The organism is Methanosarcina sediminis (assembly GCF_052056915.1).
Classification (GTDB): Archaea; Halobacteriota; Methanosarcinia; order Methanosarcinales; family Methanosarcinaceae; genus MTP4.
Window position 1 is genome coordinate 1,582,352 of record NZ_CP195119.1, and the last position, 13,187, is coordinate 1,595,538.

14 protein-coding genes are annotated in these 13,187 nt (G+C 49.7%); 3 read left to right on the forward strand and 11 right to left on the reverse strand.

Annotated features, from left to right (window positions below; all coding sequences use genetic code 11):
- Positions 1-73 precede the first annotated feature (73 nt).
- From ACSAZK_RS06560 to ACSAZK_RS06570, 3 genes are all read left to right on the forward strand, one after another.
- The gene (locus ACSAZK_RS06560; protein WP_440956566.1) at positions 74-334 is read left to right on the forward strand and encodes an ArsR/SmtB family transcription factor; all 261 of its coding nucleotides are present in this window, start codon (positions 74-76) and stop codon (positions 332-334) included.
- Between the two features lie 497 nt (positions 335-831).
- Entirely contained in the window at positions 832-1,803 is a 972-nt protein-coding gene (locus tag ACSAZK_RS06565; protein ID WP_440956567.1) for a permease, read from the forward strand.
- A 65-nt stretch (positions 1,804-1,868) separates the two neighbouring features.
- Entirely contained in the window at positions 1,869-2,102 is a 234-nt protein-coding gene (locus tag ACSAZK_RS06570) for a thioredoxin family protein (protein WP_440956568.1), read from the forward strand.
- A 121-nt stretch (positions 2,103-2,223) separates the two neighbouring features.
- Here ACSAZK_RS06570 and ACSAZK_RS06575 read toward each other — a convergent pair whose 3' ends face one another.
- From ACSAZK_RS06575 to ACSAZK_RS06625, 11 genes are all read right to left on the reverse strand, one after another.
- The gene (locus tag ACSAZK_RS06575; protein ID WP_440956569.1) at positions 2,224-2,430 is read right to left on the reverse strand and encodes a hypothetical protein; all 207 of its coding nucleotides are present in this window, start codon (positions 2,428-2,430) and stop codon (positions 2,224-2,226) included.
- A gap of 15 nt (positions 2,431-2,445) precedes the next feature.
- A complete protein-coding gene (locus tag ACSAZK_RS06580; protein ID WP_440956570.1) occupies positions 2,446-3,681 on the reverse strand; it encodes an iron ABC transporter substrate-binding protein in 1,236 nt (411 codons plus the stop codon).
- Positions 3,682-3,887: 206 nt separating this feature from the next.
- Positions 3,888-4,241, reverse strand: coding sequence for a cupin domain-containing protein (locus ACSAZK_RS06585; RefSeq protein ID WP_440956571.1), 354 nt, complete (start codon positions 4,239-4,241; stop codon positions 3,888-3,890).
- Positions 4,238-5,266 carry a methyltransferase gene (locus ACSAZK_RS06590; RefSeq protein ID WP_440956572.1) on the reverse strand — a complete coding sequence of 343 codons (1,029 nt, stop codon included), beginning with the start codon at positions 5,264-5,266 and terminating at the stop codon, positions 4,238-4,240. Before ACSAZK_RS06590 ends, ACSAZK_RS06585 begins: the two co-directional genes overlap by 4 nt.
- Positions 5,267-5,271: 5 nt before the next feature.
- Complete coding sequence (locus ACSAZK_RS06595; protein ID WP_440956573.1) at positions 5,272-6,513, reverse strand: ABC transporter substrate-binding protein; 1,242 nt, start codon at positions 6,511-6,513, stop codon at positions 5,272-5,274.
- Between the two features lie 126 nt (positions 6,514-6,639).
- Positions 6,640-7,500, reverse strand: coding sequence for a methyltransferase domain-containing protein (locus ACSAZK_RS06600; RefSeq protein WP_440956574.1), 861 nt, complete (start codon positions 7,498-7,500; stop codon positions 6,640-6,642).
- A gap of 2 nt (positions 7,501-7,502) precedes the next feature.
- Positions 7,503-8,726, reverse strand: a complete 1,224-nt coding sequence (locus ACSAZK_RS06605; RefSeq protein WP_440956575.1) for an ABC transporter substrate-binding protein — start codon at positions 8,724-8,726, stop codon at positions 7,503-7,505.
- Entirely contained in the window at positions 8,723-9,904 is a 1,182-nt protein-coding gene (locus ACSAZK_RS06610) for an ABC transporter substrate-binding protein (RefSeq protein ID WP_440956576.1), read from the reverse strand. Before ACSAZK_RS06610 ends, ACSAZK_RS06605 begins: the two co-directional genes overlap by 4 nt.
- A gap of 181 nt (positions 9,905-10,085) precedes the next feature.
- Positions 10,086-10,934, reverse strand: coding sequence for a class I SAM-dependent methyltransferase (locus ACSAZK_RS06615; RefSeq protein WP_440956577.1), 849 nt, complete (start codon positions 10,932-10,934; stop codon positions 10,086-10,088).
- Positions 10,927-11,772 (reverse strand): ABC transporter ATP-binding protein, encoded by an 846-nt coding sequence (locus ACSAZK_RS06620; protein WP_440956578.1) that lies wholly within the window; start codon positions 11,770-11,772, stop codon positions 10,927-10,929. The genes ACSAZK_RS06615 and ACSAZK_RS06620 overlap by 8 nt, the downstream gene beginning before the upstream one ends.
- Positions 11,773-11,774: 2 nt before the next feature.
- Positions 11,775-12,857: a FecCD family ABC transporter permease gene (locus ACSAZK_RS06625; RefSeq protein WP_440956579.1), complete on the reverse strand. Its 1,083-nt coding sequence runs from the start codon at positions 12,855-12,857 to the stop codon at positions 11,775-11,777.
- Positions 12,858-13,187 lie beyond the last annotated feature (330 nt).

The window sequence follows — 13,187 nt, forward strand, 5'->3', positions numbered from 1 at the left end:
ATTAATTAAGGAGCAATAATCATCATACACTTGAGAAAACTATATATATCCAGGTATATCAATAGATCATTATATGATTGATGAGGAGAATGTGCAGCTTTTCAAAGCCCTAAGCGAAGAAACAAGATACAAAATCATAAAAGTCCTGCTCGACGGAGAGCGATGCGCCTGCGAGATTCCGGACCTCATAGACAAGACCCAGTCTAACACCTCCATGCACCTGGCAAAACTGCAGAACTGGGGGATTATCAAGGTCAGAAAAGATGGGAAGATGAGGCTTTATTCCATAGATAACGAAAAAGTCCGGAAGGTATTGGAAGTCCTTGAAGAATAAGTTCTTTTTACAGCGGCATTACGGGGGCGTTTCGACTAAACTCCAGCCACTTTCAAGCCGTATTCTAGCAGTGTTCAACCACGTTCCAGCTACTTCTCAACCACATCCAAACCGCTTTCTAACCTCATTCCGGCTGAGTTTAATACCGGCAGCAGTCACAGCCTCCAGCACATGAATGGAGAAGGTTCTGATTACCGTATTCTATCGCCCAGCATTCAAAGCAGAGTTTTACTATTCCAAATTCCTTGTGTTTTACCCTGAGCAGCGAGTTTTCTTCTTTTTTGCAGATAGCGCATTTTACCATGGACATGCTCCAGAATAGTTCCCTGAATGTTCCAGGAAGGTTTTGTTAAAAGTTTGATCTCTCCTTATCCTATAAAAGGGTTTTATTCGATGCGTAAGGTATATATCAAATCACAATTATATCAACATATATTGATATGAAGTAGTAATGATACATTCCATAAACAGCACCATGAGAAAAGAAGGAACCCAAAATGACCGACATCTTCTACCCCTTTCAATGGATTGCGGACAAACTTACCTATGATGTAATCGGAATAAATCCGGAAACCCATCTTGCAGCCAGTGTGAACTTCATCATCTACGACGTGCTGAAGATCTTTTTTCTGCTTTCGGTGATGATTTTTGCCATTTCCTACATCAGGACCTACATCACCCCTGAAAAAACCAGAAAAGTGCTCGGGGGCAAGAAAGGGCTCCGCTACCACCTGGTGGCTTCCCTGATAGGCACGGTCTCACCTTTCTGTTCATGCTCTTCAGTGCCCCTCTTCATAGGGTTCGTGGAAGCCGGAGTCCCCCTGGGAGTGACCTTTTCCTTCCTGATTACCTCCCCCCTGGTAAACGAAGCGGCAGTCGCCGTGCTCTGGGCAACCCTCGGCTTCAAGGCAACTGCGATCTACGTGGTTTCGGGCGTCGTGCTCGGAGTCTTCGGAGGCTACCTGATTGGCGTCCTTAAACTGGAAAAGTACGTTGAGGAATTTGTTTACAAAATAAAAGTAGGAAACGCAGCCTCCGAGCCGGAAAACCTGAGCGTGAAAGAAAGGGCAGGGGCCGCCTTTGAAGGTGTAAAGGAGATCGTTGGCAAGATCTGGATCTATGTGATCGTAGGGGTCAGCATCGGCGGGATTTTCCACGGCTATGCGCCGGAAGGCATCCTTGCAAAATACGCAGGAGAGGGCAACCTGTTTGCTGTCCCGATAGCGGTAATCCTTGGGGTTCCCCTGTACTCGAATGTCATGGGTATGATCCCAATCGTTGAGAGCCTGATCGGGAAAGGGCTGCCCATCGGGACTTCCCTGGCTTTCCTGATGTCGGTCACAGCTGTTTCCTTCCCTGAGATGGTTATCCTTAAAAAGGTGCTGAAAAACGAGTTGATTGCGGTCTTTGTTTCGATCGTTGCATTGTCGATCATATTCACAGGTTACCTGTTTAACATACTGCTGTGAACCTCTGCTATGAACCTTGTTGAAAATTTAAAACATACTAAAAAAGAAAAAAACTGGTGATAAAAATGAGAATCGAAATACTCGGAACCGGATGTCCAAAGTGCAAGAAAACGAAAGAAACCGTTGAAAAAGTCCTCAAAGAAACAGGTGTCGAAGCCGAAGTTGTTAAAATTGAGGATTTTGAAACGATCCTGAACTATGGAGTAATGGTCACCCCTGCGCTTGTTATTGATGGAGAAGTGAAGCTTGCAGGAAAGGTGCCGGGGACTGAAGAAATCAGGAAATGGGTGATGGAATAAAGTAGAGAAACCGGATAAAGGAATAAAGTAGAGAAGACTGGACAGCTAAAAAATTGAAATTTAAAAACCCCATTTCTCCTTTGCTCTCGGTGCCTGAAAGGTCTTCTCCGATCCTGTATCCTCACCTGCAATCTCCCCCAATAAAAAAGAGGCAGGAAGCCTCCACAAAACCATCATTCAACACACCAGTCCATCCACCGAGCCTACAGGAACCGCTTCGCAGAGCCTCGTCAACTCCATAGACATTTATGCAGAAGTCCAGAAACCACTCATCAAGCTTTATACCGCTGAACCTTTCCGGATACGCAGCCCTGGAGAGGACCATCAAGTCGATAGGGTACCTTTAGAACCCTTCTTCCTCCATCCAGTCGAGCCACTGAGCCGATCGGAGAGCCTTCGCCGTATCAGGATCAACGCCGTAGACGTTCTGGTAGAACTCAAGCACCCATTCATGTACCTTGATGTCACTGAAGCGGTCGGGATATGCCGCCTTTGCAATTATCATTGCCTCTACTGGATACTCAAGCCGCTTCGCCCAGTTGTAAGGCGTCCAGGGAAGCGCGTAGACCCGCCTGTTCTTTACAGCATCAAGTTCCTGGAGGTTCTGATAATAGGGAGCGGTATAAAGTTCACTTGCCGGATGGTAGCCCTGCGCGGTAGGCAATACGATAACATCCGGGTTAAGTGCAAGGATCTGCTCTGTGCTGATCGTCACAAAGGCACCTGTTCCATGGTAGGCGTTTTTAGCGTTCGCAAGATCCTCGATAAAGAAAGATTCTATGGTATCAAGGCCCCATGCCATCCCGGCTCCACCACCATCCCGGGCACGCGGCGAGAGCCCGAACTGCATGACACGTGGCTTCTGGTCTTCGGGTATTCCCTGTGTCCTCTCCTGTATCATTGCAATGCTGTCGTCAAGGTACGCCGCGAGATCGAGAGCCTCCTTTTCTTTCCCGAACACCTGCCCGATAATCCGGATCTCCTCTGCGATCTGGTTCACATCAGGCTTTTCCTGATACGGAGGCCCTTTCAGGATGATCAGGGGAATCCCAAGAGAGTCAATTGTCTCAATCGTCTTTTCAATGTTCTCTTCACTACCCGCCCTGAAGGAGGATGCTCCGAGCCGGATGATGACCAGGTCGGGATTCAGCCCGGCAAGCGTTTCATAGTTGATACCCGTGTTCCCCTCTGTCACGAGCGGAAGATCCTGCAATCCCGGGTTAAGATAGAGCACGGGGTTCATCCCGTCGGTATACGAGTAATTATTCCCGGACAGGTCCTCAAAAGAATAAGTATAGACCTTCTGGCAACACTGTCCCCCCATTCCGACCACCTTATCCACCTCCCCGAGCCTGGTGAGCACACCCTCTATGAAGCCGTCGTTGACAGTCACGACCCGTTCAATCTCCACGGGAACTTTGACTTCTACACCGCGACTGTCCACAACGGTGCGGTATTCTTCCGCCGGAGACGCCGTGTCAGCTCCCGATTCGCCAGTTAAACCGACACATCCTGCAGACAGCAGCATGCAGAAAACCCCCATGACTGCGCACCAGAATACAAGACTTCTTTTGATCATAATTGATTCACCACACAGGTTTGATCTCGATTTCATTGGAAACTCACATATTTTTTTACTTTGAATACAGGTAAAAATACCCGTTTTTAATCCGACTATACGTTCCTTGCAAGAAGGGGCCAGCCAGTTATCGGGTGGCTAAGTCGGATCGAAGGCAGTATGCACAAGCACCCCTCTCAAGCGTCATGTACTGAACTCCTCAAGCGTCATGTACTGAACTCCTCAAGCTTCCTGTAAAGCTTGTTGATGCTGCGATAGCCTGAAGGGGAGGAAATGAGAAGAGCCTCGGCTTCTGCTTCGCTCTCCAGACCTACTGTGTAGTCTGCGGGAATATGGGCCATGTCTCCTGCCTGCAAAAGAACTGTTTTTTCCGCATTCAGCCTTACAGAGCCTTTCAGCAGAAGGAGGTTGCCGGGATTTGGATGGGAATGGGGCCTGACTTTCAGCCCTGCAGGAATCTTCAGGTGAATAACCTTCAACTCTTCGGATACGAAAAGCGGTTTCGTGGTTCCTTCGGAGGTCTGAAATTCCTTAAGTTCGTCAAACCGTGAAATAATCATGGCTTCACCTTCCTTGCAATAATTATCTGTGATGAGGAGGGTGAGTTCAGGTCGTGTACTTCTTCAACAGAAAAACCGCTTGACTCAAGAATGTCTGAAAAATCCCTTGTAGAATACAGGCGTTCGGCTTCTTCGGTAATAGAAAACATAAGGTCGAAATACACCGCAGTGCTGTTTTTTACAGGGTCATTAATGTGCCAGTGTTTGGAGATGAGGAACCCGTCCTCTTTGAGGCATTTACGTATCCGGCCCAGAAGAGGGACAAGAGAATCCCGTGATAGGTACAGGACATCGGATGCAAATACAACATCGAATCTCCCGGAAAGATCGTCCTGTGTGAAGTCCCCTGGAACTGCAGTTATCCGGTCAGCCTGGTAGAGCGCAATCTTCTTTTTTGTTACCTTCTCAATAACCGGGGGCAGATCGAAGACACAGGCTTTCAGGTCGGGATTCAGCCCCGTAAACGCGATTGAGTAAAGAGCATGACCCCCGCCAAGGTCGAGCAGCATACGGGCATCCATGAACTCCTTTTGCCTTCCCAGAATTTCGACGGTCTGCTGCAGGTCCCCCCTTATCGCTCCCTGCGCCATCGCATGAATGAACCTTTCGTCAAATACAGCCATCCTAGCCTGTCCAGACCCAATCGGCCCGTCTCTGAGTGCTTCCGAGAGTCTTTCCCACCTGCCGATTCGGGTCTTTTTCAACAGGCTGATAAGATCCCCCTGATAATAGGGTGACCTTTTCAGAAGATATGTCTCTGAAAGAGTGGATAAAGCATATGTTTCCCCGATACGCTTGAGGAACCCGGACCCTGCCAGTGCATCACAGCACTTTTTCGTGAGAGTGCGATTAAGCCCGAGTTCTTCCGAAAGCGCATCTGCAGGTTTGGGAATCTCAAGTGAGTCGAAGAACCCAACCTGAAGTGCGGATGTCAGCAACTGGAAAGTCTCTACGGATTGAGCCAGTTCATGGAGTTTCCCTGAGGATTCGGGAGGCGCCTGAAAAAGAGTAGAGATTGTTTTCATTTTTATCACCCGCAAGTCGGACATGTATAGATACACCAGTCCATCCACTGAGCCGATCTGAGTTGCCTTGCCGTGGCGTCGTCTACTCCATAAACATTCATATAGAAGTCCAGCAGCCATTCGTCAAGTTCTATGTCGCTGAACCTGTCGGGGTACGCCGCCTTTGCGATCACCATCACGTCGATAGGGTATTCGAGACGTTTGGCGCAGTTGCATGGTTCCCAGGGGAACGACGAGATGCGCCGGTTTCTAACGGCTGAAAGCTCTGCAACATTCTGGTAGTAGGGTGCCGAGTAGAGTTCTTCAGGAGGATGATACCCCGAAGAGGTGCCGAGTATGATCACATCCGGGTCCAGGGCGAGAAGCTGCTCTGCAGAGATAAGGACAGAGTTTCCCGGTTCCCTGTAGGCGTTCTTCGCATGGGCTATCTCCTCGATAAAGTACGACTCAATTGTATCGGTACCTTTCACGTTTCCGGCTCCTCCCTCTTTTCGGGAACGCGGCGACGCGCCGAAAACCAGGACAGAAGGTTTGTCCCCTTCGGGGATATCCTTTGTCCGTTCAAAGACCAGCTGCGTCTGGGATTCAAGATAATCCGCAAGTTCACCTGCTTTATCTTCCTTTCCGAACACATCACCGACGATCCTGATCTCATCGGACACCGTCGAAAGGCCGGGTTCTTCATAACAAGGGTGCGCCTTGAGCACGACGACCGGGATGCCAAGAGATTCGATTGTCTGTATGGTTTTCTGCACCCCTTCATCCTCCATCGAGCGGAGTGTACATGACCCCACTCTCAGGATGACAACATCGGGTTCCAGCCCGGCCAGTGTTTCGTAATTGATGCCCGCACTTGATTCCCCGACCCGCGGCAGGCCCATGATCCCGGGGTTCAGGTACGTGACCGGGTTCATCCCGTCTTTGTACTCGTAGGTTTCACCGCCGACAGTCTGGTAGGTATAATTGAAGTTTCTCTGTATGCATGACGAACCGACACCGACGATTTTCTCCTGCTCTCCAAGAACGGTCATCACGCCTTCGATGAGCCCGTCCGAGACGGTGACAACACGTTCGATATTTCCAGGCACCTGTACCGCGACTCCGCGTGAGTCGACAACCGTCCGGCACCCGTCTCCATGCTTCTTGTCTGCCCCTCCTGCCGACTGACCCATGCAGCCTGCACAGAGGACAAGCAGGAGGACGGCAGCAATACATATTGTACAATATGCTGTTTTTTTCGCTGGCATGTTCACATCCCTCATAAATTCATTCATTCATTCATTCATTCATTCATTCATTCATTCATTCTCTGTCAGAATCCTTTCTCTTCCGTCCAGTCAAATACCTTGCAATACTCTGCCCGGGTCATCTTATTACCCTACATCCCACCAGATAGCGGTACACATGTTGGTTTCTGGCAACTCGTAACCATCTTCTGTTTTGATGAGGTTTTTATTGAGATATCCCCTGAGAATTTCCTCCTGCTTGCTATCCTGAATATTATAGACTGAACTGTATTGGGATACCGCAAAATCAAGATCAGGGAATCTGTTTTGATGTTGCAACCTGGATGCCTTCATATTCGGATAAATTCCCATTGAATAGAGTATATTGTAAATGATGTCGGCCTGTGGGCTACAATTAAAATCCTCTCCATGAAGTTTTGGCCAGAGATCGACGAGTCCTTTTTCCCATGAGGGCATTCCCGAGATCCAGAATAAATAGATCCATTTTGAGGAAACTTCGCACATCATCTTTATCGATTCACTCAAATCCTGCATTCCGAGTGAATATGATGCTACAACAAGGTCATAGGAACCTTCAAGGTCGGCAGATAAATCGATTTCTTCCCAGCGTTTATTAACGATTCTGAGATTTTTAACACCGCTTTCTGCAGCATATTCCTCCATAACATCCGCCATTCCAGGCGAGGGTTCTATTGCTGTTACATGGTCTACACGGCCTGCGATAGGTACTGCAACTGTCCCAGGCCCCGAACCGATATCAAGTACCTTGTAGTCAGGGGAGAGAGGGAGACTCTCAATAATATGATGTACTCTCCCGGGATTTTCCATTGAATTTTTTAAAAATGCCCTCGCATGCTCTTTACTTTTCCATATTGAGGCACATTCCCCATATGCTCCGCATTTAATGTTCGCACCGTTCACCTTATTCCAGATTTTGTTCCAGTCAATTTCTGCGGGATTAATCTGAGTATCCAGCCTGTGATCCAATTTTATTCCTCCACACACCAGTCCATCCATTGTGCTGTTCGCAGTTTCTCAGCTGTGCCACGGTCGACACCGTAGACATTATGGTAAAATTCAAGGAGCCAGTCGTCAAGGTTTATATCCTCAAATCTTTCAGGGTAAGCAGCTTTTGCGATTACCATCACATCTATCGGATATTCCAGCCTCTTTGCACAGTTGCAGGGCGTCCATGGAAGAGACATAACACGCCCATTCTTAACTGCTGAAAGCTCCCTGAGAGGTCCGTAATATGTTGCTTCGGTTAGTTCCCCGGGAGGGTGATATCCCCATGCCGTACAGAGAACGATGACATCGGGTTCAAGTGCAAGAACCTGTTCGGTATTGACAATCTGGAACGTACCCACATCAACCTGGTAGGCATTTTTAGCATTGACAACATCTTCTATCATATAGGATTCCGTTGTTCCGAGACCCTGTACTACTCCCGCACCCCCCTCTGCCCGGTGGGCGGGTGAAAGGCCGAACATAAGAACAGATGGTTTTTCCTCTTCGGGGATGTCTGATGTACGTTCCTCCACGAGTGCAACCTGGGATTCAAGATATGACGCAATTTCAGCGGCTTCTTCCCTTTTACCGAATACGTCCCCGATTATTTCGATCTCGTTAGATATCTGGGAAAGAGACGGGTCATTATAGCAATTGGGGCTGTACAGAACAACAAGCGGTATATCCAGAGATTCGATCATATCAATCGTCTTTTGGGCATTTTCGGTATCTTCCCAAAAAGTACAGCTTCCAAGTCTAATTATAACGACATCAGGATTTAATGACGAAAGTGTTTCATAATTCATTGCTGTTCCGTACTGCACAAAAAAGGGGAGATCACCGATATCTTTCACAAGCTCCTTTACTACATGATGCCCTCCGGAACCGTTTACAAAGCCTCCGTCATCAATTGGGTAGGAATACGTCCATTCACTCTGTAAAGCCGATGAGCCGATACCGACAAGAGTGTCTTCAACACCAAGTGCATACATCGTCCCTTCGATGAGACCGTCGGAGACTGTAGCAACCCTTGTTACATTCCTGGGAATCTCGACTGCAACTCCGCGGGAATCGACGACAGTCCGATATCCGTCCCCTGGCGCTGTCGCATCTGCCACCTCTGTTCCCTTACCGGTGCAGCCGGCGAATGCCGTCACCAGTATCAGTGCCGTAAAAGCTAGCGCCACGATATATGACTGTTTCATTCTCCGCTCTCCACGCACCAGTCCATCCACTGCGCCGACCTGAGAGCTTTTGCAGTGTCTTCGTCCACGCCGTAGACGTTCTTGTAGAAGTCCAGCAGCCATTCTCCAAGATCGATGTCAGCAAACCTCTCAGGATAAGCCGCCTTTGCAATGACCATCACGTCGATAGGGTGCTCAAGCCGCATTGCACAGTTGCAGGGAGACCAGGGAAGAGAATATACCCGACGGTTCCTGACGGCGGAGAGTTCACGCAGGGGTGCGTAGTACGTCGCATCATACAGCTCTCCAGGTGTGTGATAACCGCGTGAAGTGCAAAGGACGATAACATCGGAGTCCATTGCAAGGACCTGTTCGGTACTTACGGGCATCCTGCCATCGCCGCGGAAGGCATTCTTTGCATGGGCGATGTTCTCGATAATGTAGCCTTCCGTGGTCTTCAGGCCATGAGCATTTCCTGCGGCACCATTCTTGCGCTCAATTGGTGAAAGGCCGAAACTCATGACCGTAGACTTTTCCGATTCGGGGATATCCCGTGTCCGCTCTTCAACAAGTGCTACCTGCGACTCCAGATAGCTTCCGATACGCTTTGCATCCTCCTCTTTATCAAAAACCCTGCCGAGGATTTCTATCTCCTCGGAGATAGTTGCAGGCTTCGGCTGTTCGTAGCAGTTCGGGCTGTAGAGGACAACGACAGGGAACCCAAGCGACTCGATTGTTTCGATAGTCTGGATCGTGTTTTCATCGACCTTATTCTGGATGGCACAGCATCCGATCCGGAGAATGACAACATCCGGGTCAAGGGTGGCGAGAGTTTCATAGTTCATTGCCGTGCCGGATTTGATAACCGCCGGCTGTTCCGCTACGCGGGGAGCAAGAACTTTCACAACATCACGGCCACCCGTGCCGTTCACAAAGCTTCCGTCGTCAAGCGGGTACGAATATTCAAAATCCATCGGGATGCATGAAGAACCGATCCCGACGATCTTATCTTCAACCCCAAGCGCAAACATCGTCCCTTCAACAAGAGCGTCAGAGACAGTGACAACACGTTCGATCTTCGCCGGGACCTGAACGGAGACTCCGCGGCTGTCCACAACGGTACGGAACTCTTCCGCAGGCGCCTTTGTGTCGGCCTCCGATTCACTCGTTAAACCGATACATCCTGTAGACAGCAACATGCAGAATACCACAAGGATAAAAATACTAACAACAAATGATTTATTCATCATTTTAACCCTCAAAACCAGTAGTTTTCCTTTCATGCAGAAGCTTTACTGCACTCAGTACTGACACGTCCCGCACAGATGAACTGCAGAGATATCGGCAGAAGGCTGGGAGCCAGTCTGGAGAAGATACTCCTTACCGCCATGCGTCCACCTCCCACCAGAGCTTAACCCGAGTAGTCATCCCCGAGAGCAGAAAATCGTCACCGTTTTCGGAGAGGACTCCACCGAGATACTCACGCAAGAGGGCTTCCTGCTCAGTATTGTTTACCCCGTACTGCTCCCCGAACTCGGCAACTGCTGCTTCAAGGTCAGGGAATCTGCGGACATGTTCCATTCTTGAGGTCTCGACGTTGGGGTAGATCCCCATAGAATAAAGGACGTTGAAAAGGACATCTGCCTTCGGCCCCCTCCTGTACTCCTTTCCGTGCAGCTTCGGCCAGAGGTCGACCATCGCCTGCTCCCAGTTTGTTGTACCGGCAAACCAGAAGAGATACACACATCGTGAGGAAACTTCACACATAGTCTTGACCGCAGCTCTGACATCCGGCATCCCGAGCGAATACGACGCAACTACAATGTCATACTGCCCGTCAAGGTCCGTGGCCGGATCGATCTCTTCCCAGCGTTTCCGCACAATCTTAAGGTTCGACACCCCCTCTTCTTCAGCATACTCGGCCATCACCTCTGCCATTCCAGCCGCCGGTTCTACGGCGGTGACGTGGGCAGCGACCCCTGCCAGCGGAACCGAAAGGGTTCCCGGCCCGGCCCCGATGTCAAGAACCCGTGATTCGGGCCCGACCGGCAGGCCGCCGATCACGTGGCGGATCCTGTCGGGGTTTTCCCTCGATTGATTAAGGAAGCTGCGTGCTTTCTCCAGGGATTCCCAAATCGAAGCACATTCACCGCTTCCGCGGCATCGTATATTCTCCTCGTAGCGCTCCCTCCAAACAGCATTCCAGTCAGTTCCCATCCAATCAATCATAGGCCTTCACCATCCCGGCTAACGCTCCGGCCTCAGGTGCAGGATTGTCGATGTATCCGTATGTTTTTTCCATGACCCATTTAGGCATGACCATCCTGACGCCATCCACCGTCCTGACCGAACAGATATCTGCATAGATCTCCCCGAGAGTCTCCTCGGAGATGACCTCCGATGGTGAACCCTCAGCAGTGATGCCGTTCCCGTTCATTACAACGACTTTGTCGCAGAACCAGGCAACATGGTTCGGATCATGGCTGCAGGCAAGAATGGTCACCCCATCCTCGGCAATCATCTGCATGATCTTCCATATCCGGATCTGGTTAGAGAAATCGAGGGCAGATGTGGGTTCGTCGAGGAACATCAGAGGAGTCTCCTGGGCTATAGCCCGCGCCATCAGAACCATCTGCCGCTGCCCTCCAGAAAGCTGGCTGTAAGGGCGGTCGGCAAGTTCCGTGATACCGACCATCTCCAGCGCATCGAGGGCAATCTTCTTGTCCTTTCGGCTGACACCGAAGAATCCTCCGAGATGGGGCGTTCTCCCCATAAGGACAACTTCACGAACCAGATAGGGAAACGGCGGTTTATGCTCCTGCGGGACGTAGGAGACCAGTTTAGCCATATCCTCGATTCTGAGACCAGATACATCCGTCCCATTCATCCTTACCGACCCCCTGTGAGCCTTTAAGAACTTCAGACAGCACTTGAAAAGGGTCGTCTTTCCCGAGCCATTTGGCCCGAACAGTCCGCAGAGAGTTCCTTCATCGACGTCAAAGGAAATGTCTCTGAGCACCGGGGTCGGGCCGTAATTGAAATGGATATTACGCACTTTGAGCATCATTATCACCCGAAGATCACCCTGCCCTTATGGCGGAGCAGGTAGCAGAGGTAGGGCGCACCGAGAATTGAGGTGATAATACCGACCGGTATCTCGGAGGTCGTGAGCGTCCGCGCAAGGGTGTCACAGACAATCAGATAGAGCGCACCCATCATGGCGGCAGAAGGGATAACAAACCGGTTGTCGGGTCCGAGTATCATTCTCGCGGCATGGGGCATCATCAGGCCGACCCAGGCGATGATGCCGACCAGCGAGACGGCAAAAGCTGTGATCAGAGTGGCAAGCGAAATAACAATGAGTTTGTACTTCTCCGGATTTACCCCGAGCCCCCTCGCCTCCTCGTCGCCCATCGAGAGGATATTCAACTTCCACCCAAGCCCCCAAAGGACGAAGAAGGAGATGAGAACAACCGGCCCGATGGTGATGACGTCCTTCCAGGTTGCATAGTAAAATCCCCCCATCAGCCAGAAGACGATCTCCCGCAGTGCAGTGTCCGTGGCAGTATACTTCAGAATCGAGACGAATGCCGAAAAGATCGAACCGATGATCACGCCTGCAAGAATCAGCGTCACGACAGGTGTCTCGCCCCGGACACGGGCGAGCATGTATGCGGCCGCCACAGCCAGTGAACCGAAAATAAACGCAGGGATCTGGATAGAGAGGAAAATTGTAGGGAATACAATGCCCAGAGCTGCACCGAAAGCTGCACCAGACGATGCCCCAAGAATATACGGCTCAACCAGCGGATTTCTGAATACGCCCTGGTACACGGCACCGGCAATAGCAAGGGCTACACCTACACAGACTGCAAGAATGATCCGGGGAAACCGGATATTCCAGATAATGGTATTATGCAGGTTGCTGATATCAGAGACTTCGTAGAACGGGGTAAAGTGAGCAAGAAGAGTCAAATACACATCAGCTATTGAGATTTTGTAGGCACCCATCACCATGGCGACGGCGGCGGCAAGAAAGAGAATAGCGAACAGGAAGATGAGAATGATAACCTTCCGGCCCTCTGAGAACCCTTCGACATCATCATACCCCATCCTTCTCAGGACATCCAGACTTTGGAAACATTCACTCATATAATACGCCCTTCTTATGTATCCTTTTCATCAAAATCCATACAGTTCCCTTTCGGGAGCAGCAAAAACATTGGACTTCAAGCCATTATTCCCCGCCAAAAAAGACAGGATCAGCGGAAATAAAGCAAGTGATCCAAAGCGCATAGAATTCAGCATTTTCAATTGATTCATATAAATCTCCAAATGTTAAATGTCAAATCCGCAACATGAAGCTTCATGACCCTGGAACCATAGAATAATATGAAATCCAGTAATACATACAAACATGAATTAAGTTCACAAAAATACATACCAAAAATAAATTAAGTATGCATTAATACTAAATATACA

Coding starts and splice junctions, on each gene's coding strand:
- ACSAZK_RS06620 (WP_440956578.1), bottom strand. CDS start 11,772: ATGATGCTCAAAGTGCGTAATATCCATTTCAATTACGGCCCGACCCCG.
- ACSAZK_RS06585 (WP_440956571.1), bottom strand. CDS start 4,241: ATGATTATTTCACGGTTTGACGAACTTAAGGAATTTCAGACCTCCGAA.
- ACSAZK_RS06590 (WP_440956572.1), bottom strand. CDS start 5,266: ATGAAAACAATCTCTACTCTTTTTCAGGCGCCTCCCGAATCCTCAGGG.
- ACSAZK_RS06615 (WP_440956577.1), bottom strand. CDS start 10,934: ATGATTGATTGGATGGGAACTGACTGGAATGCTGTTTGGAGGGAGCGC.
- ACSAZK_RS06625 (WP_440956579.1), bottom strand. CDS start 12,857: ATGAGTGAATGTTTCCAAAGTCTGGATGTCCTGAGAAGGATGGGGTAT.
- ACSAZK_RS06595 (WP_440956573.1), bottom strand. CDS start 6,513: ATGCCAGCGAAAAAAACAGCATATTGTACAATATGTATTGCTGCCGTC.
- ACSAZK_RS06570 (WP_440956568.1), top strand. CDS start 1,869: ATGAGAATCGAAATACTCGGAACCGGATGTCCAAAGTGCAAGAAAACG.
- ACSAZK_RS06580 (WP_440956570.1), bottom strand. CDS start 3,681: ATGATCAAAAGAAGTCTTGTATTCTGGTGCGCAGTCATGGGGGTTTTC.
- ACSAZK_RS06605 (WP_440956575.1), bottom strand. CDS start 8,726: ATGAAACAGTCATATATCGTGGCGCTAGCTTTTACGGCACTGATACTG.
- ACSAZK_RS06565 (WP_440956567.1), top strand. CDS start 832: ATGACCGACATCTTCTACCCCTTTCAATGGATTGCGGACAAACTTACC.
- ACSAZK_RS06560 (WP_440956566.1), top strand. CDS start 74: ATGATTGATGAGGAGAATGTGCAGCTTTTCAAAGCCCTAAGCGAAGAA.
- ACSAZK_RS06610 (WP_440956576.1), bottom strand. CDS start 9,904: ATGTTGCTGTCTACAGGATGTATCGGTTTAACGAGTGAATCGGAGGCC.